Source organism: Nitrospinota bacterium (assembly GCA_029881495.1).
In the GTDB taxonomy this organism is placed as follows: Bacteria; Nitrospinota_A; UBA7883; order JACRGQ01; family JACRGQ01; genus JAOUMJ01.
Genome location: JAOUMJ010000009.1, coordinates 51,678 through 69,325, shown reverse-complemented (window position 1 = coordinate 69,325; position 17,648 = coordinate 51,678). Strand labels below are relative to the sequence as shown.

Genomic DNA, 17,648 nt, shown 5'->3' with positions numbered 1-17,648 from the left:
AGCACTTACAGGTTTTAAGCGTTGACCCGGAAATAAATGACGTCGCCGTCCTTTACGATGTACTCTTTCCCCTCCAGGCGCATCTTCCCCTTTTCCTTGGCCCCCTGCTCTCCTCCGCAGGCGACGTAATCATCGTAAGCGGTCACCTCAGCCCGGATGAATCCCTTTATGAAATCGGTGTGAATCTTTCCCGCCGCTTCCGGTGCGGTGGAGCCTTTAAGAACTGTCCACGCGCGAACTTCCTTTACCCCTGCGGTAAAATATGTGATGAGGTTGAGCAGTTCATAACCCTTCTTGATAACGGCATCAAGGCCGGCATCCTTAAGCCCCAGCTCTTTTCTGTATGAAGCGCGCTCTTCGGGTGGAAGCTCGGCTATCTCCGCTTCCACCTGGGCGACTATCGAAAGGAACGCCGCACCCTTCGACTTCGCGTACTCCTTGACGGCATTCACATGCTTGCCGTTCTCATCCGAAGCACTCCCCATGTTCGCTACATACATCACAGGCTTGGCGGTTATCAGCGGAAGCTGGTCGAGAATATCAAGACCCCCGGTCATTGACGCAGGCTTCATCTCCTGAAGACCTTTCTCAATAGGCTCCAGCTTTGCGAGGAATTCAACATCTTCCTTCTTCCCGCTCTTGGCCCCTTTTCGAAGAGCCTGGATCTTTTTCTCCACGCTCTCAAGGTCGGAAAGCATCAGCTCCGCTTCGATTATCTCTATATCGCGGATCGGGTCCACGCTCCCCATGACGTGCGTAATATCGTCGGATTCAAAACAGCGCACCACATGGGCGACCGCATCCACGCTTCGTATATGGCTCAGGAACTTGTTGCCGAGCCCCTCCCCTTTGCTTGCACCTTTTACAAGTCCGGCGATATCGAGAAACTCCATCTGGGTGGCGAGCACGCGCTGAGGCTTCACTATCTCTGCCAGCCTGTCGAGCCTTTCATCGGGAACAGGGAGCCGGCCCACATTTGGCTCCACTGTGCAAAAAGGGAAATTCGAGGCCGCCGCGCCCGCAGATGTGATCGCGTTAAAGAGTGTCGATTTACCGACATTCGGCAAACCGATTATTCCACAGTTGAATCCCATTTTAGTAGAGTGACCGGCTTAAAAGGAGGCGAGACCGTCGGCCAAGGTTTGTGTTCTGACGCGGAGAGAATCCTTAAGGTTGCCGGAGAGTGATTTAAGAACGGCCCCCTGCGACCGAACCTCAAGGGAAAGAACAGCCAGGTCGACAGCTTCGATTTTTTTATCAACTCCCTCGACAGCGCTTCGGTTTTCAGCGATCCCCTTTTCAAGCCCCGCTACGGTCTCTTTGATCTCGGAAAGGCTTGCGCCAAGCTCCTTCATCACCGCGCGGTCGGCCTTCTGCCCCACATACATCAATCCGAGGAGGATTATCGCTACCACAGCCGCTATCGCGGCGAAAATATCGGCTCGCATTTTCGGTTTTCCCCCGGAAGGTGGCTGTAAAGCCTTTTTCTCCGCAGTCGGAGCGGAAGCCGCTTCCTTTTTAGGTGCGCTCTTCTTCGGCTTTGCCTCTTTCATAACGCTCTTCCCTGGATCGGACTCTTTTTTCAATTCGTTTATACGCAGCGCCTGCGAAGCAAGCGAGCCTGATGTGCCGATAGGGGGAAAGATATGCGATATCACCGCGCTCTCTTTTTTCTCCACCGAGTTCGCTCCTTCAAGCGCGTCGGCCGCGACTAGCGTCGAAGCGGTAACCTTGGTCAAACCCTTTTCTTTCAACATCTTTACCGCCTGGGACGCAGGTATCTTTTTCTTCTTCGCAAGGTCTGAGACCCTTATTTTTTTCATCTCAATATCGTATGACAGCATGGGAAAAAATACAAGCAATCCATTAATGCAAAATACGCTTCTTCTCTTCAATTTTGGAAAAACCCCAGGCGAAATACTTCTGCACCCATTTCCCGGGTCAATCCCGATGAAACCAGTATCGTCACCTTTCTGAAGAGGTTATTAAGAAATTCATCCCGCATTATCTATGCGCCCAAATCCTGTATAATTCTAGGGATGAAAAAAATAATGCTTGGGTTCGCCTTTGTCCTGGCCGCATCGTCGGTCAATTTTGCCGCGGAACTGAAAAGCAGAAAGGGGATAGAGGTTAAGGAGTCGAAAAAGCAGGTTCCGATACTCGGGGAGATACGAACCACGAAACTGCCGAAAAATCTTTTCCATAAAAAGACAAAACCTATCGTTCGGCATGTTGAACTTCTTTCAGCCGGCTTCGTAAGCGTGCACGACAATCCGTTCGGACAGATAGTGGAGGCAAAGGACGGAACGAAGGATCTGGCTACAAATGACATCATGTTTATCGACAAAGGAAGTTCCGAAGGGGTAAGAAAGAACGACTCTTTTTACATTTACAGAAAGATAAGGGTAGTAATGGATCCCGACACCGGAAAACCTTTCGGCAACCTTATTTCGATCATCGGGGAGATGAAGGTAATCGACGTGAACGAACCGAAACTTCAAAAGCCCGGATTTTTCGAGCGGCTCTTCAAAAAAGAGGATACCAAACTTCACTCCGCCACATGCGTTGTCACGAGCGCGTTCAGCTCGATCGTACTTGGAGACTACATAATCCCGAAGTTCGAAGTCTACCTCCCGACTATGGATGAAGACAGGCCGGTTAGGGAGGCGAAGATCTCGGGCAAGATAGTCGCCGTTGGTCTTGATAACAGGCTCGGCTCCATCAACGATATGGTCTACTTCAACGTAGGGAGGGATCACGGCGTGAGGGAAGGTGATGTTTTCGCGATCCAGAAGAGCTTCGAAAAAGGGGGGCCCGAAGAAAAATTCGGATTTAAGAACCGGGCCGGAAAAGCGATGGTTGTCACCGTAAGGGACCAAAGCTCCACCGCGATAGTGACGGCCTCCACCAAGGAAATCGATATAGGCGATAACGTGGCTTTTATTCAGGACAGATAAAGTACGCAAATGAAGCTGTCTTATGCCGGCTAAAAAGAGTGGGAAGACAGCGCGGATAATCACTGTCGGCAACGAAATAACGACCGGAAAAATAACCGATACGAACTCCGCCTACCTTTCCCGCTACCTTTTCACACGGGGATATCATATCGACGAAATCCTATCCGTTGGCGATAAACCGGACGCCATCAAATCGGCCGTAAGGCGCGCTCTGAAGGGGTGCGACCTTCTGATAGTAACGGGCGGACTCGGCCCTACACACGACGACATTACGAAAAACGCGGTCTGCTCACTCTTCAAATCAAAAACCAGATACAACCCCACCGTTCAGAAACAGGTGGAAAAATTCTTCCGCAAAAGGGGGCGCAAGGTTCCTCTGGTGAACAGAAGTTACGCCGAGATACCGCATAACGCCATCGCTCTGGAAAACCGCGCCGGAGTCGCGCCTGGACTCTTTTTTAACAAAAAAGTCCTACTCCTCCCCGGAGTGCCGATCGAGATGAAGAGTATGATCGAACAGCATGGAAAAAAGATCATCCCGCATGGCGGGAATCATTTTCTTGAAAAAACATTCCGAACCGTCGCCGGGGAAACCGAGCTGATGAAAAAGATTACCTCACTCGACAACATTCTGGAAAATGCAGAAGTTGCCTTTCTCCCCCACGCTGGAAGGACCGATATACGGATCATCGTTTCGGGAAAATCGGCGAATGAAGCAAAAACCAGACTGAGAAGCGCTGAAAAACTTCTAACGGCAAACATCAAAGACCGCATCTGGGGGTACGGCAACGAAAATATTGAAGATGTTGTCGGAAAGATGCTGCGCAAGGCGGGGAAGACCCTTTCGGTCGCGGAGTCATGCACCGGCGGCGGGATAGGCGAGGCGCTTACATCTCTCCCCGGAAGCAGTGACTATTTTCTTGGCGGGATCATCGCCTATAGCGACAGAGTGAAGATCGAGGCGCTCGGCATCCCCGGCGAGACGATTAAACAGCATGGCGCCGTTTCGGAAGAGACTGCTCTGGCAATGGCGCGAGGGGTAAGGGAGAGGATGAGGTCGGATTTCGGCATTTCCGCAACCGGGATCGCCGGGCCGGGGGGAGGCTCGAAAGAGAAACCTGTCGGCCTAATATATGTCGCCGTTTCCGATGTGAATGGTGAGATGTGTGAAAAACTTCTGCTGGGGCCTTCCCGCTCGTACAATCGGGAGCGAACCGTATTCGAAGCTCTCTATCTCCTCTACACCCGGCTAAAGGGAGAGACTAAAACCGGCGGAAGCGAGGAAGGGTGGTACGTATACATCGTGCAGTGCGCCGACGGCACCTACTACTGCGGCGTCTCAAACGACGTTGAAAAACGGATAGAGACGCACAATCAGGGGAAAGGGGCGAAATATACAAGAACGAGACTCCCGGTGAAGCTCCTGAAAAAAAGCGGGATGATGACTAAAAGCGAGGCCCACTCGCTAGAAAGGAGAATTAAATGCGTACCAAGAGAGATGAAACTCTCGCTTCTGGATGAAAGGTCGTAGAGAGATTCTTCACCAGATCGCGGCTCGCGATATTTCTAGCGTATATGACGCAACTTGTTATATAATATAGGTGAAAAATAAATGAGAGCTGCTTTGGCCCGGTTAAAGCGCATAGGGGAGCCAATCTTTTAGCGTGGGCTTGAGAGGTCGGTGCCCTCTCCCAACAGCAGCTCCTTTTTTTTCGTCTATTCCCAATAACAGGTCGGAGAAAATATCTTCAATACAATCCAGAAACCTATAGCCCCATCACTTTCTTAAGCGCCTTCATGAAGCGGGCGTTCTGCTCCTTCTTCCCGATGGTAACCCTGATATATTCCGGGAGGCCGTAAACGTCCATCGGCCGCACTATCACGGCCTCTCTCTGCAGGCTCTGAAAAACGCTCCTGCCGCTTCCGACCTTTACCAGTATGAAATTCGCCTCGGTAGGGACGTATGCTATCCCTGCCTTGCCAAGCTCCCCGTATAACTGTTTCTTCCCGGTGGAATTGACCTTCTGCGATTTCTTCAGGTGTGCCTTGTCGCCAAGCGCGGCGAGAGCGCCCGCCTGTGCCATCATGTTCACATTGAACGGCTGTCGCAGCCGGTTCAGATAGCCTATCAGCCCGGCATCAGCGACGCCGTACCCTATGCGCAATCCGGCAAGACCGTAGGATTTTGAAAAGGTCCTGAGCGATATGATATTCGGAAACTGTTTCCTCATGCTCAATGTGTCGGGATAGTCCCGCGCCTCCACATAATCGTAGTACGCCTCATCCAGCACGACCGGTATTTTGGGAACAGACTTTAAAAACCTTTCAAGCTCCGCCCTGTTCACATATGTGCCTGTCGGGTTGTTCGGATTCGCCACGAATATTATCTTCGTTTTATCGTTCACGAGCCTTGCCATCGCATCGAGGTCGTGACCCAGATTTTCCGAAGGTTCCGCTTCCAGCGTCTCCGCTCCCATCCCCTGGGCTATCAGCCTGTATACAAGGAAAGCGTGCCTGCTTGCGACTATGTTGTCCCCTTTTGTCACGAGACAGCGCATGAGGAGCTCTATCACCTCGTTGGACCCGTTTCCGAACACTATCTCCCCCGGCTCCACGGAGAGCTTTTTTGCCAGGCTCGCAAGAAGGTAGGGAGAGCCTCCCTCCGGGTAGTAGTGAACCTTGCCGGCTACCTTTTTAAGCGCCGCTACCGCCTTTGGCGACGGCCCCAGAGGGTTTTCATTGCTCGCCATCTTTAGCGAATTTTTTATCCCGAGTTCCCGCTCCACCTCTTCGATCGGCTTGCCGGGTTCGTAGGGGTTTATATCGCATATATAACGCGGTACAAGACGCTTCAGTTCCTCTTTCATATCCATCCTCTTCTTATTGCTCCATCGGGTACGAACCGAATATTTTCAGGTCATCGGCGATCTGCGCCAGTTCATCAAGTGCGGAAGCGGTGATTTTCTCATCCCTGTGCCCCTCGAAATCAAGATAAAAAACGTAGCCCCATGTATCGCTCGGCACCGGGCGGGAGGCGATCTTCGTGAGGTTAATACTGTTTTTCTCGAAAATCCCCAGCACGCGGTAAAGCTCACCTGGCTTGTTTTTCAGCTTGAACGCTATTGACGTTCTGGTCCTTACCCCTTCGGCGGGCTTCCCTGAGGGGAGCCGCGACACCACCAGGAACCTGGTCATGCTGTTTGAATGATCCTGCACATTGCGCTTCAGCACATTAAGGCCGTAGATACGGGAAGCGGTCAAAGACGCCAGCGCGGCTGAGTTTTTCGTTTTCGAGGCCAGCTTCGCGGCGGCAGACGTGCTGGGAGTCTCCTTTACCTCCACCCCCTGAAGGTTTTTGAGGATGAATTTCCTGCACTGACCCAGCGGCTGAGGATGCGAAAAGAGCTTTTTAACCGACGAAATGCTCTTCTCCTTCGAGACGAGATTCTGGTTCGCCTTGATCGATATTTCCGCCGATATGAGGAGATTCGATTCCGCAAGGAGGTCAAGCGTGCGGGGGACGATCCCCTCTATGGAGTTTTCAACCGGAATAACGCCGAACATGGCGTTCCCCTTCTCCACTTCGCTGAAAATCGTCTCGAAATCGGAGACCGGCAAGAACTCGCAGGAACTGCCGAAAACCGTAATCGCGGCTTCGTGCGAAAAGGTCCCTTCCGGCCCGAGAAAAGCGACTACATCCCTCTTCTCAAGCGACCTTGAAGCGGAAATAATTTCACGATAGATGGAGCGCAACGACTCATCGGGGATCAGCCTGTTCGCCTTTTTGAGGTTTTTCATCACCTCTACTTCCCGCTTGGCGTCGTAGACCTCCTTTCCTTCCTGCGACTTTATGTTGCCTATCTCCACCGCCATTTCGGCGCGCGCATTCAGAAGTTCGACAATCTTCCTGTCGAGCTCGTCTATCTTCACCCGGTAGCCTTTTATATCAGTCAAGGATCTTCTCCTGAAAAATGGAACAATACCGGCAACATTCGCAAAATCCGTTTCCGCCGGTTCAGGCTAGTCTATTTAATAACCAAACCACGCGCAACAAGAACAAATTACAGCCGATATCCACCACTTATAAAAGGTACCCTGAAACAGTCCGCTTTTTTTTCAAATCAACAATCTGCTAAGATGCGGAATTACTATAGATACGGGGGGAACCGGAAATCGACTATAACTGCACGACAATTCACCGTGATGCCTTTGCAGAAGCTTGTGAACTGAATGTATGTTGAAAGCTCTGGAATGATATGAAAATTATTCTGTTGGAAAAAACTGTACTGGCACATGGAAAGATAGCATCCCTTTTCAAGAAAATGAAAAAGGGAGCCTACGAACTCGGAATTCGCACCTACAAGGATTTCTCAAAGGAACCCGACCTTGATGGGGTCGGACTGATCATCCTGAATTTCGTCGACGGCAAACAGGAATTCACGATGCTGAAAAAGCTCACAAGAGAGCACCAGAAAATCCCTACGCTGATGATCGTTGAAAAACAGGATACCAGCCGCGAATTGGCCGCCAGAAAAATGGGGGTATCCGACTACCTGGTGCTAGGGATGCTCACACCCCCTCTCCTCCACCACTCCATCCAGTTCGCGGTTGAAAGCAGAGCGACAGAAGCATCGCTCATAGACAGCCAGCAGATGTACAAGGCGCTCGCGGACCATGCCCCGATAGGCATCTGGAACGTAACGACTGATGGTTACACCGTATATGTGAACGACGTCATGTGCGAAATGCTGGAGATAGAAAGCCCTGAAGAGCTGCAAAACGAGACCTTCCACTCCTTCTTCACAATCGGAAGCCTCGAAAGGATAAATGAAGAGAGCAAAAAAAGGGAGATGGGGATAATCTCCAGCTATGAGGTGACGCTGGTTGGAAGAAACGGAAGCAAAAGGGAAGTCGTCGTGTCAGGCGGGCCGGTATTCAATTCCGAAGGAAAACAGACAGGCCAGATAGGAGCCTTTACAGATATCACTGAAAGAAAAAAAGCTGAGCTTCAGCTATGGGCCGCCAAAGAGAACGCCGAACAGGCCACCAAACTAAGGGACAAATTCGTATCTCTTGTCGCCCACGATCTCCGCGCGCCTCTCAGCACGCTCCTTTCATACCTCAGGATGGTCGGAGAGAACCGCAACGAAGCGGAGACGGAGAAATTCCTTGCGAACTCCATTTCAATCACCAAAAACATGCTGGAACTTACTGAAAATCTCTTGAACATCAACAGAATAAAGACAGGGATATTAAGACCTGAAATGCGTTTCTTCAACCTGTACCAGATGGTACTGAAGATAAACTTTACGATAAGCGATCCCGCGGCGATGAAAGGAATATCTTTGAAGATAGATATCCCGCATGGCGCGAGGATATTTGGTGATCCCGCCCTTTTACAGCAGGTCATAGAGAACCTGCTCGTAAACAGCATCAAATTCTGCAAGCGCGGGGATACGATAAAGATATTTCTTGAGCCGGGCAGAAGCGGGATGCAGGTCATCGCCGTTTCAGATACCGGGATAGGAATAGAAGAAAACAGGCGTAAAAATCTCTTCAACTACGAGGAAAAGACCTCTACCGCCGGAACTGCCGGCGAAACAGGAACAGGACTTGGCCTCCCGCTCTGCAAAGACATAACAAAAGCGCATAGCGGAGATCTGGAAGTTGAGTCTGTTCTTGGCCAGGGGAGTGTTTTCAGGATCGTCATACCCGACAGGAAACCGTTTGCGATAATAATAAGTAAAAATGCCGAATCCAGAAAATTCATTGCGGACATTCTTGCAGTTGAAGAAGTTGACGTTATTGAAATGGACGACTGCTCAAGGGCGTTCGGCACCGTCAAGGAGAGACGCCCGGACCTTGTTTTCGTCGATTACCCTGTTGCCACCGAATCTGGATATGTATTTCTTGAGCAGGCGAAAAAAAACCACGAATTTCGTGACGTGCTGATTTTAATACTGGCCGAGCAGGGTGAAGACGAGATCGGAGAGACTACCTTGTCCGGGCTTAGTACCGACATTGTCAGGAGACCGTTCACGGAACAGGCGATTATTTCAAAAATAAAATTGGCATTAGGCTGATCCCCTCTGCGCAACGGAGATGCGAGATTCCCAAAACATACCATATAACAATTTCAAGAACTGGCAACCCGCCATAGAGGGAGATATTTAAACGCAATTATCCTGCATGGCGGGGTAGTGAATTGCGAACCTGAGGGGGGCTCTCAGTCCAGGGTCAGACCGTGTTCCCTGAGCCAGGTATCCTGATCGAAATTGTCCGCGAGGAAATCGAGGAATTTCTTTTCGCTACCGGAGATGATCCTTCCGTCAATGATATCCGGGAGGAACACCTTGTCGGCGCTTTTTCGCACTTTCCTCTTTTTTGGAATGGCGATCTCATCCCCCTTCTCCATTTCAAGATCCGGCATCTCATCCATATCTGAAATATCCGAAGAGAGCTTATTTCTGAAATCCGACAGCGAATCAAGACGGAGCATGAAGACCATCAAACTTTTATAGGTACTGCTATCGACGTGCTGAAGTTTCTCGAGAGACTTTTTTACATCATCAGACGCAAGTATCGCCTCTACGATAGCCCTGGAAAGTTTCTCCATTTCCCTGTCTGGGTTGCTAGCCATTTGCCTGCCTCCTGTCAATTAATTGGTATTAGTTTAATACCTATTGCATTTGATATCAACCTGCCGCGCAAAAAAGCGGTTTTTTCATATTATTTTAGAGAAGCCGCGCGAAAAGTCGATTCAATAAACGCTTACAAAACTGAAATGATTTTTTCGGTATTGGCGAAAATTTTGTTAAAACCCAGAAAATTCCAAGCTTTTTTTTGTCGGCAGAGCGAATATTAAATCAGTGAAAGAACCTGTTTTTTACTGTAATATAAACGCTATGGCAAGTGAAAGCGAAGATTACGGATATGTAGATCTGCCGCCTCAGGGAACTGTCGGGAAAAATAATCCGCCGCGGGAGAAAAAAACCACCTACGACAGGCCGGTTTACTCCGTGCGTCCGGGGGATGACCTTGAAGAAAGGTCATCTTCAGATAGCATAAATTTTACCGTTCTTTTGATAGCCGGGATTCTGGTTCTTGCGATGGCCGGGGCATATTTTTATAATACCGGGGATGTAAAGGGTCTGCCAACGGCTGATACTTTAACAAAATCAGTCGCCTCTCAAGCGACCATCGCTGATTTCAGACACCTTGAAAAAGAGGTTATCAAGACCATAGGACTGCTGGAGGATGCCGAATCGAAATTTGTGGCAAATCCTGAAAAGCTCGAAAAGATCATCAAGCTCAAAAGCGAGGCTCAAGACCTCCTGAAGACCCTACAGGAATAGGAGAAAAATATCATGTGGGAAGACGTTAAAAAAATAGGCGGCTTGCTTCTTGGACAGACAAAGGAACAGAAGGATATAGTCCTTTTAAAACTGCGAGAGGTGAGTTTCAAGAACAAAAAAGAGGATGCCTTCACACGGCTGGGACAGAATGCATTCAACCTTTTGGCGGCATCTCAGCCTGTCAATGCTGAAAACGACCAGATAAAAATGATTATCGAAGAAATTAACGGTATTGATTCGGAAATCGAAAAGATCAACGAACTACTTGAGTCGCTGAAAATCCAGGCCGCTTCGGAGCGCGATGTAATGGCAACCGAAGTTTCCTCCGTATGGGAAAAAACGAAAAGCGCCCTTTCGAAGGAAGATGAACCAGTCTCAAAGCCTTCCGCAGCACGCAAGGAAGCCCCAAAAAAGGAAGAAAAAAGCAAAGAACGGGATGAGGATGATATAGAGCCTCCCAAGGGAGAAACAAAATCAGAGCCCAAAGGTGGCAAAGGCGATTCTGGAACCGGAAAGAAAAAGGGGTGAAATTTTCCCGGTTCGGTCAATATGTATCCCGCTGATAACCACATGGAGGGAAATTTGTGGTTGCACTGAAATTTTTATTCGCACTTGCTATCCTGATAGTACTGGTTCTGTTCGCTCTCCAGAATATGGAGCCAAGCGTCATCATCAAATATTACCTTGATAAAACCATCGGGCCGATGCCGTTTTCTTTCGCGGTGCTCGGTGCCGCCGCGATAGGCTCGATCATTACCGCCCTGGTCACCCTTGTAGAACAGATTAAACTGAGACATACGATCAAAAAACTCAGCAGGCGCATAAAACAGCAGGACGAGGAACTTCTCAATTTCAAAAAGATCCCGCCTGAACCTATCCAGGATGAGATCGAAGATGAACATGCCGAAACATCCGCCAAATCGTCAGGCTCAAAACTTCTACCGGGGCATGAATCACGCGAGGATCCCTCCGACTCGAAAGACTAAATGCCAAACGCCGGCAGAATACTGATAGTCGAAGATGAATCGTCGATACGCTTCGTCCTCTCGAAATTCCTCACCGGCAGAGGATTCAGCGTCGATGCTGTAGAAAGAGTTGAGGACGCGAAGACCGCCCTGAAAGCAACCCATTACCAACTACACTTCCTCGACATCCGTCTGCCCGACGGAAACGGTCTCGACCTGCTTGGATGGATAAAACAGCAAGGCGCCAAAGGGACAAGCGTGGTAATGACCGCAGAATCGACGATGAAGAACGCCATCCGCGCCGTGAGAAAAGGGGCCTTTGAATACCTCGTCAAGCCTTTCGACCTGAAAGAGATAGAAGAGATCCTGAACCGGCTGGAGCAGAGAAGGCTCCTCATCTCATCCTCCAAACTCGATCCCTACACAAGGCCGGTCGACGAGACCGACTACGAGATAATCGGCAACAGCCCCGCGATGCAGAAGCTCTACAAAAAGATCGGAAAAGCGGCTTCATCCAAATTCACAGTCCTCGTCACCGGCGAAAGCGGAAGCGGCAAGGAGCTTGTCGCGCGCAACGTCCACGAATTTTCCGACAGGACCGGAAAACCGTTCGTCACGCTGAACTGCGCCGCCGTTCCGAAGGACCTTATCGAAAGCGAGCTCTTCGGACATGTTAAAGGCGCGTTCACCGGTGCCGACAGGGAGAGGCCGGGGCGTTTGCGCGAAGCGCACGGCGGAACGCTCTTCATGGATGAGATAGGCGACACCCCGCTCAACATGCAGGCAAAACTTCTCCGCTTCCTTGAGGAGGGGAAGATCACCCCCGTCGGAGGAAATGACTTTGACAAAGTCGACGTGCGGTTCATCGCCGCGACCAACAAACCTCTTAAGAAAATGGTGGAGAAGAACGAGTTCCGCGAAGATCTTTATCACCGCCTGAATGTCATCTCGATAAAGGTACCCCCGCTTCGTGAACGGATCGAGGATATAGAAATACTGGCTCGCTACTTCACGAAAAAATTCGGCGAAGGGAAGAAAATATCAGATACCGCGCTCTATGAACTTTCGCAAAGGGCGTGGCCGGGCAACGTACGCCAACTGCAGAACACGATAACTCGCGCGATCGTAATGACCGACGATGACATACTTCTCCCCTCCAGCTTTTCACCGCCGGAAGAGGAATCCCCCGCCGAACTGGATGTCTGGCTTGCGCGCGAGATCGAAAAAGGGGGAGAGAGTATCTACAAACGCGTCGTGGAAGAGGTTGAAGGGAAACTGATAAGGAAGGCGCTCGAAAAAACGAAGGGGAACAAGATAGCCGCCGCGAAATTACTCGGCATAAACCGCAACACCCTCTCCAGCAAACTGAAGTAGCTCCTACTTGGTAGCAGAGGCTTTTGCCTGGGGCGTATTCACATAATGCGTATGAAATGAGAAGGATGTCGGAGTTATCAAAAAAACCGAAAGAGGAATGGAACTGTAACAAGCCTCATCCCTTCTGGTATCATATCCGACGTGGCAAAGATCAAAGAGACTGAAAAGAAAATCGACACGCAGATACGCGCGTTCTTTGAAGGGTTTGCCGACAAGCACAGGATGAAGATCCTAGAACTCCTCCTGGAGCGGAGAATGAACGTATCGGAGATATGCACCCACTTCTCCATGAAACAGCCGTCGGTGAGCCATCACCTCGCCGTGCTGAAAAAATCGGGCGTCATTGAGACCAAAAGGGAGGGGAAAGAGATCTACTACTCCATCAACCGGAAAAACATCGCCGCGCTGATGACCTACTACCTCTCCCGGTTCGGCCTTGAAGTAAAAGTGATATAAAAGCACGCCACGCTCCCGAGTAGATATAACGCTCCCTTCAACCCCTTTTCATCCGTATGAAATAGCTTAGACAATACAGATCAGATCACTTCCCTCGCCTGTTTTAAAAGGCATTCGGGAAGGATCTATCTCTGTTTCATGGGAGGGAAATGGGAGACGTACCCCATACGCTCTGTATAGGGAAATATGGGGGTCTACCCGTTTCTGGTATGAACTTTTTTGAGGGTCAGCTTTTTGCGGCGGTCTTCTCCGTAGCAACCTTCAGAGGAATAACGCGTTTCGGAGCCTTTGTCACCTTCCCGCTTTTAATGCAGTTGGTGCAAACCTTCATCTTCCTTACAGTTCCATCCACAAGTGCGCGAACGGACTGAAGGTTCGGATTGAAACGCCTCTTCGTCACGTTATGCGCGTGACTGACGTTGTTGCCGAACATCGGCCCTTTTCCGCATACTTCACATATCATTGCCATGTCTTTATGGTCTCCATTTCGATATAAAAACAGGAATTCTACAACGTACCGCACCACATAGTAAAGCGATAATATTTGCCAACATGACGAACGCGTTGCCAAACCTATGCATATTTAAATTTATATATCCCGCTTTCTGCGCGCAACATATTGATATTACTACCTCATTGCACCTGTCCCTTTCTCTTTTCCGCTGTATTTAAGAGGCTGGCAAGGAATATAATCAACCAATGGCGGACTTTGAGATCAATGACGACAATATCGCAATCCTTATCGCGAATCTTGACCGCCCTGAAAAACTCCGCTCGCTGGTTGCGGAGCTACATCCGGGCGATATCGTTGAGATCATAGAGAAGCATCTTGAAGAGGATGAGTCCGTAAAGCTTTTCAACGTACTCTCGAAAGAAGTAGCTTCCGAAATTCTGATAGACCTCACCGATGAATCACGCGAGCTCTTAACCGAAAAACTGAGCACGGAACAGCTCACCGGCATCGTGAGCGAGATGAATTCCGACGACGCGGCCGACTTCGTGGCAGACCTGCCGGAGGAAGAGGCTGTCAAAGTTCTTGATAACCTTCCGGTGGAGGACTCCCATGAAGTGCGCCACCTCCTGCAGTACCACGAGGAGACAGCGGGAGGAATAATGCAGACCGAGATGGTTTCCCTGCGGGAAGACCAGACATGTGGCGACGCAGTCGAGCTTATAAGGTCAAAGATCGAAGAGATAGAAGAGTACCACTTTATTTTCGTCACCGATCGGGAAGAAAAACTTGTCGGCATTGTTCCGCTCAGCAAACTCGCGCTCTACAAACCGGAGATCGCCATTCGTGAAATTATGGATAAGAATCCGATATCCGTGACAGTCACCGCCGACGAGGAGGCGGTTGCGAACACCTTTATGAAATACGACCTCATCTCCCTTGCGGTTACCGACGAAAACGGAAAACTGCTGGGACGAATTCTCCACGACGACGTGCTCGATGTTATCACCGAAGCGAGTACGGAAGATTTTCTGAAAATGGCAGGTACGAACGACGAGGAGTTTGAATACGGGTCATGGATCAACGCCGCAAGATACCGCCTCCCGTGGCTTGTCTCTTCCCTCTCTGGGGGGATACTGATGGCGGGGATAATCAGAATGATGGGTGCCCCCCTGGTGCATGTCATCGCGCTCGCCGCTTTCATCCCGGTTATCACCGGCATGAGCGGAAACGTCAGCACACAGAGCTCGGCTATCGTCGTAAGGGGCCTCGTGCTCGGCAAGGTTGACCCTGACGGAATGTTTGAATTCATCATCAAGGAGTTCTGGGTCGGCCTCGCTATGGCAACCTTTTGCGGAACACTTATAGGCTTCATCGCGTGGGGGCTGAACCAAAATCCCGGACTTGGGATAATCGTTGGTCTATCCCTCTTCTTCGCTATGTGCGCCGCATCGACCATAGGTACGCTCATCCCGATACTTCTGCAAAAACTGAAACTCGACCCCGTGCTCGGCGCGGGACCGATAGTCCTCACCCTGGTCGATATTTCTTCGCTGATTATCTACTTCTCTTTCGCAGGACTCCTTTTACATCTGATTATCTGAACTCCTTGATAGCGACCACATTTTGACGGTTTGTCCGCAAATTTGAGGAAATTCTGTCACCTGATATATAGCCATAAACCTCTATCTCATTGATTTATATACCGCTTTAACTTGGCATAGTTGTTGCTCTATTAGCGGGCAGAGGTAATTATGAGTTTTATAAACAATTTGCTATTTAGTGACAGGGCTCCGAAAGTCGTAAAGAAGAGCCTCGATTTCAACTCGCAGAAAGCGGCTATGACGGCGGCAAATATTGCCAATGCCGAGACCCCCCGCTACAAGGCGAAGAGCGTCGAGTTTGAAAGCATCCTTCAAAGCGTCACCTCTACCGATTTTCTGCAGATAAAAGCTACGCATTCAAAGCATATCTCCCCGCAACAGCCGGATTTCAATTCGATGGAACCGGAGCTGACCATTGATTTTTCGCAGGGGAGGATAGACGGTAACAACGTAGACCTCGACAAGGAAGTAACGACCCTTTCAGAAACAAAGATCGCGTACGACGCGGCAATTACAGTGATGACTAAACGCGGCGGGATAATCAGGGCCGCTGTCACGGAAACAAGGTAGGAATAGAAAATGAATTTGAGAGTTGATTCCTTCAAACCTCTAGGCGAGCACCTGAAACTCCCCGCTCCGGGAGAACAAAAAGTGAGCGGGCAGAGTTTCGGTGACGTACTGAAAGATTCTCTGCAGGAAGTAAACGACCTCCAGATAAACGCCGACCGCGCGGTGGAAGACCTCGCATCTGGGAGGAACAAGAACATACACGAAACGATGATCAACATCTCCAAGGCCGACCTCGCCTTTAGAATGACGTTGCAGATACGCAACAAGGCGATAGAAGCGTACCAGGAGATCATGAGGACGAATATTTAATAGAAATCAAAGTCAATAAGCACACTTAACTGCCACCCTCAATATAAAGTTTAGGGCGGGTCCCCCATCCCGCCCTAAACTACCCCCCTCTTTAAACGAACAGCCAATCACTATTATTTGCTATATATTGTGTGTGCTTTGTTTATAATCCTAAATACCTTAAATAGAATCACGGCAGGCAAACGGATTTCCCTTTAAAGGAAATATTTTATGACTAGAGTGCACCTGATATGCGGGCCTACCGGCTCCGGCAAAACTACATACTCTTTTGAACTGGCAAAAAACATTGGGGCAGCCCGGTTTTCCATTGATGAATGGATGCAAAATCTATACGGTCCAGATATACAGGACCCAATTGAATACCAATGGATGATTGAGAGAGTTAACCGTTGCGAAACACAAATTCTTTATTTATGCAAAGAGCTGATTAAACTTAAAATTGAAATCGTTTTGGACCTTGGTTTTTTTGCGCTGGCTCAGAGGAAAAAGTTTATTAACGCGCTCCAAGAATTTGGATCAATGCCACAGCTTCATTATCTTCAAGTAAATGTAGTTACCAGGTGGGAACGTGTATCAGCTCGAAATAAGGATAAAGGGGATACCTACTCCCTTACTGTTACAAGGGGTCAGTTTGATTTTTGCGAAACCATTTTTGAAACACCTTCTGAAGAGGAGCTTCGCCACGCAATCAAAGTCCCTGAAAAAGAGTAAGACAAGATTAATTTATAGATCCATCTTTAATAATGGAAATACATGGAATAAACGGTCACTCTCGCTCGGTCTCCTGACCTCAGCATTGAGAACGCTGCGCTCTCCCAACTGAGCTACTGCCCCGGTTGTTCTTCTCCCTCGGCCTTGCTCTTAGTTTCTGCTACAGGTTCCGCAAAATTTGTCTCACCCGAACCGGGCATCGTGGTAGGCTCTTCTCCTTTGCCGATACTCTCCACCCCTACCATCTTCTCATAGGCGAGATAGGTCGCTATCGTCGTAACAGGGAAGGTAATCAGTATCCCGATTCCGAAGAGCAAGGCGCCGATTACGTTGATCGCCCCTAGCGCTACATAGAAGAGCGTCATCCCGAGCATGTCCCGAAACGCGACTCTCCGGCTCGATTCCATTGCGCTCCAGAAATCAAATCCCCGGTCGATGATGAACAGGTATGTGAGAAGATACCACCCACCAAACACGAAACCTGGAATGAGAAGAAGCCAGAGACCGAGAATGACAAAAACCGAGATCACCAGATTCGCGATCGCCGACGGCAAAAACCACCTGAACCCTTCGAACACTCTCGACGGCTGCGGATCTTTCCCCGCGATCATTTCGCCGGTGAAAAGAAAAATTCCAGCGGTCATCGGCCCCATGAAAAGAAGGCCGATGAAATCGTGAATGAGCGAAGCGCCGATGAATATCAGGAGAAAAAGGAACGACGCTCCCGAAAACTTTTTCCAGCTCTTCCTGTATATCTGCCAGCCCGATTCGAGGAGCCCGACTATATCCACAATATCGTTGCTGGTTGTATTCTGTCTTTCGTTTGTTTCCATAGTCCCTCGGTGAGATTTTAACCCTTTACGGTGCTAAAATAAATAAAAGCTGTTTACACATTA

At 49.5% G+C, this 17,648-nt stretch carries 19 protein-coding genes; 12 read left to right on the top strand and 7 right to left on the bottom strand.

What is annotated here, in order from left to right:
- Positions 1-14: 14 nt before the first annotated feature.
- Complete coding sequence (gene ychF, locus OEY64_05945; GenBank protein ID MDH5542488.1) at positions 15-1,094, bottom strand: redox-regulated ATPase YchF; 1,080 nt, start codon at positions 1,092-1,094, stop codon at positions 15-17.
- Positions 1,095-1,112: 18 nt separating this feature from the next.
- On the bottom strand, positions 1,113-1,823 hold the full coding sequence (locus tag OEY64_05940; GenBank protein ID MDH5542487.1) for a translation initiation factor IF-2 N-terminal domain-containing protein: 711 nt from the start codon (positions 1,821-1,823) through the stop codon (positions 1,113-1,115).
- Between the two features lie 216 nt (positions 1,824-2,039).
- Here OEY64_05940 and OEY64_05935 point away from each other — a divergent pair, with 216 nt between their 5' ends.
- A complete protein-coding gene (locus OEY64_05935) occupies positions 2,040-2,957 on the top strand; it encodes a hypothetical protein (protein MDH5542486.1) in 918 nt (305 codons plus the stop codon).
- Between the two features lie 22 nt (positions 2,958-2,979).
- Positions 2,980-4,488, top strand: a complete 1,509-nt coding sequence (locus OEY64_05930) for a CinA family nicotinamide mononucleotide deamidase-related protein (protein ID MDH5542485.1) — start codon at positions 2,980-2,982, stop codon at positions 4,486-4,488.
- Positions 4,489-4,723: 235 nt separating this feature from the next.
- Here the strand turns inward: OEY64_05930 and hisC are convergent, their stop codons facing one another.
- Positions 4,724-5,824, bottom strand: a complete 1,101-nt coding sequence (hisC, locus tag OEY64_05925; protein ID MDH5542484.1) for a histidinol-phosphate transaminase — start codon at positions 5,822-5,824, stop codon at positions 4,724-4,726.
- Between the two features lie 13 nt (positions 5,825-5,837).
- Positions 5,838-6,911, bottom strand: a complete 1,074-nt coding sequence (gene pheA, locus OEY64_05920) for a prephenate dehydratase (GenBank protein ID MDH5542483.1) — start codon at positions 6,909-6,911, stop codon at positions 5,838-5,840.
- Positions 6,912-7,228: 317 nt separating this feature from the next.
- Here pheA and OEY64_05915 point away from each other — a divergent pair, with 317 nt between their 5' ends.
- A complete protein-coding gene (locus OEY64_05915; protein ID MDH5542482.1) occupies positions 7,229-9,040 on the top strand; it encodes an ATP-binding protein in 1,812 nt (603 codons plus the stop codon).
- Positions 9,041-9,183: 143 nt separating this feature from the next.
- On the opposite strand, the gene OEY64_05910 is transcribed toward OEY64_05915, so the two are convergent.
- Positions 9,184-9,597 carry a hypothetical protein gene (locus OEY64_05910; protein MDH5542481.1) on the bottom strand — a complete coding sequence of 138 codons (414 nt, stop codon included), beginning with the start codon at positions 9,595-9,597 and terminating at the stop codon, positions 9,184-9,186.
- Between the two features lie 229 nt (positions 9,598-9,826).
- Between OEY64_05910 and OEY64_05905 the strand changes: the two genes are divergently transcribed.
- The 5 genes from OEY64_05905 to OEY64_05885 all read left to right on the top strand — a co-directional run bounded on the left by OEY64_05905 (position 9,827) and on the right by OEY64_05885 (position 13,107).
- Positions 9,827-10,312: a hypothetical protein gene (locus OEY64_05905; GenBank protein MDH5542480.1), complete on the top strand. Its 486-nt coding sequence runs from the start codon at positions 9,827-9,829 to the stop codon at positions 10,310-10,312.
- A 12-nt stretch (positions 10,313-10,324) separates the two neighbouring features.
- Positions 10,325-10,840, top strand: coding sequence for a hypothetical protein (locus OEY64_05900; GenBank protein MDH5542479.1), 516 nt, complete (start codon positions 10,325-10,327; stop codon positions 10,838-10,840).
- Positions 10,841-10,896: 56 nt separating this feature from the next.
- Positions 10,897-11,298, top strand: a complete 402-nt coding sequence (locus tag OEY64_05895) for a LapA family protein (GenBank protein ID MDH5542478.1) — start codon at positions 10,897-10,899, stop codon at positions 11,296-11,298.
- Complete coding sequence (locus OEY64_05890; protein ID MDH5542477.1) at positions 11,299-12,651, top strand: sigma-54 dependent transcriptional regulator; 1,353 nt, start codon at positions 11,299-11,301, stop codon at positions 12,649-12,651. It begins immediately after the preceding gene.
- A gap of 141 nt (positions 12,652-12,792) precedes the next feature.
- A complete protein-coding gene (locus OEY64_05885) occupies positions 12,793-13,107 on the top strand; it encodes a metalloregulator ArsR/SmtB family transcription factor (protein ID MDH5542476.1) in 315 nt (104 codons plus the stop codon).
- Positions 13,108-13,333: 226 nt separating this feature from the next.
- Here the strand turns inward: OEY64_05885 and rpmB are convergent, their stop codons facing one another.
- On the bottom strand, positions 13,334-13,576 hold the full coding sequence (gene rpmB, locus OEY64_05880; GenBank protein ID MDH5542475.1) for a 50S ribosomal protein L28: 243 nt from the start codon (positions 13,574-13,576) through the stop codon (positions 13,334-13,336).
- Between the two features lie 230 nt (positions 13,577-13,806).
- On the opposite strand from rpmB, the gene mgtE reads away from it, so the two are divergent.
- The 4 genes from mgtE to OEY64_05860 all read left to right on the top strand — a co-directional run bounded on the left by mgtE (position 13,807) and on the right by OEY64_05860 (position 16,752).
- Entirely contained in the window at positions 13,807-15,162 is a 1,356-nt protein-coding gene (gene mgtE, locus OEY64_05875) for a magnesium transporter (GenBank protein ID MDH5542474.1), read from the top strand.
- Positions 15,163-15,312: 150 nt separating this feature from the next.
- Positions 15,313-15,732 (top strand): flagellar basal body rod protein FlgB, encoded by a 420-nt coding sequence (flgB, locus tag OEY64_05870; protein MDH5542473.1) that lies wholly within the window; start codon positions 15,313-15,315, stop codon positions 15,730-15,732.
- Between the two features lie 9 nt (positions 15,733-15,741).
- Entirely contained in the window at positions 15,742-16,041 is a 300-nt protein-coding gene (gene fliE / locus OEY64_05865) for a flagellar hook-basal body complex protein FliE (protein ID MDH5542472.1), read from the top strand.
- A gap of 210 nt (positions 16,042-16,251) precedes the next feature.
- A complete protein-coding gene (locus OEY64_05860; GenBank protein ID MDH5542471.1) occupies positions 16,252-16,752 on the top strand; it encodes an ATP-binding protein in 501 nt (166 codons plus the stop codon).
- A gap of 113 nt (positions 16,753-16,865) precedes the next feature.
- On the opposite strand, the gene OEY64_05855 is transcribed toward OEY64_05860, so the two are convergent.
- The gene (locus OEY64_05855) at positions 16,866-17,585 is read right to left on the bottom strand and encodes a hypothetical protein (protein MDH5542470.1); all 720 of its coding nucleotides are present in this window, start codon (positions 17,583-17,585) and stop codon (positions 16,866-16,868) included.
- Between the last annotated feature and the right edge of the window lie 63 nt (positions 17,586-17,648).

Excerpts from the sequence above, each read along its gene's own strand:
- ychF (MDH5542488.1), bottom strand. The coding sequence starts at position 1,094 with ATGGGATTCAACTGTGGAATAATCGGTTTGCCGAATGTCGGTAAATCG.
- OEY64_05940 (MDH5542487.1), bottom strand. The coding sequence starts at position 1,823 with ATGAAAAAAATAAGGGTCTCAGACCTTGCGAAGAAGAAAAAGATACCT.
- OEY64_05935 (MDH5542486.1), top strand. The coding sequence starts at position 2,040 with ATGAAAAAAATAATGCTTGGGTTCGCCTTTGTCCTGGCCGCATCGTCG.
- OEY64_05930 (MDH5542485.1), top strand. The coding sequence starts at position 2,980 with ATGCCGGCTAAAAAGAGTGGGAAGACAGCGCGGATAATCACTGTCGGC.
- hisC (MDH5542484.1), bottom strand. The coding sequence starts at position 5,824 with ATGAAAGAGGAACTGAAGCGTCTTGTACCGCGTTATATATGCGATATA.
- OEY64_05910 (MDH5542481.1), bottom strand. The coding sequence starts at position 9,597 with ATGGCTAGCAACCCAGACAGGGAAATGGAGAAACTTTCCAGGGCTATC.
- OEY64_05900 (MDH5542479.1), top strand. The coding sequence starts at position 10,325 with ATGTGGGAAGACGTTAAAAAAATAGGCGGCTTGCTTCTTGGACAGACA.
- OEY64_05890 (MDH5542477.1), top strand. The coding sequence starts at position 11,299 with ATGCCAAACGCCGGCAGAATACTGATAGTCGAAGATGAATCGTCGATA.
- rpmB (MDH5542475.1), bottom strand. The coding sequence starts at position 13,576 with ATGGCAATGATATGTGAAGTATGCGGAAAAGGGCCGATGTTCGGCAAC.
- mgtE (MDH5542474.1), top strand. The coding sequence starts at position 13,807 with ATGGCGGACTTTGAGATCAATGACGACAATATCGCAATCCTTATCGCG.
- flgB (MDH5542473.1), top strand. The coding sequence starts at position 15,313 with ATGAGTTTTATAAACAATTTGCTATTTAGTGACAGGGCTCCGAAAGTC.
- fliE (MDH5542472.1), top strand. The coding sequence starts at position 15,742 with ATGAATTTGAGAGTTGATTCCTTCAAACCTCTAGGCGAGCACCTGAAA.
- OEY64_05860 (MDH5542471.1), top strand. The coding sequence starts at position 16,252 with ATGACTAGAGTGCACCTGATATGCGGGCCTACCGGCTCCGGCAAAACT.
- OEY64_05855 (MDH5542470.1), bottom strand. The coding sequence starts at position 17,585 with ATGGAAACAAACGAAAGACAGAATACAACCAGCAACGATATTGTGGAT.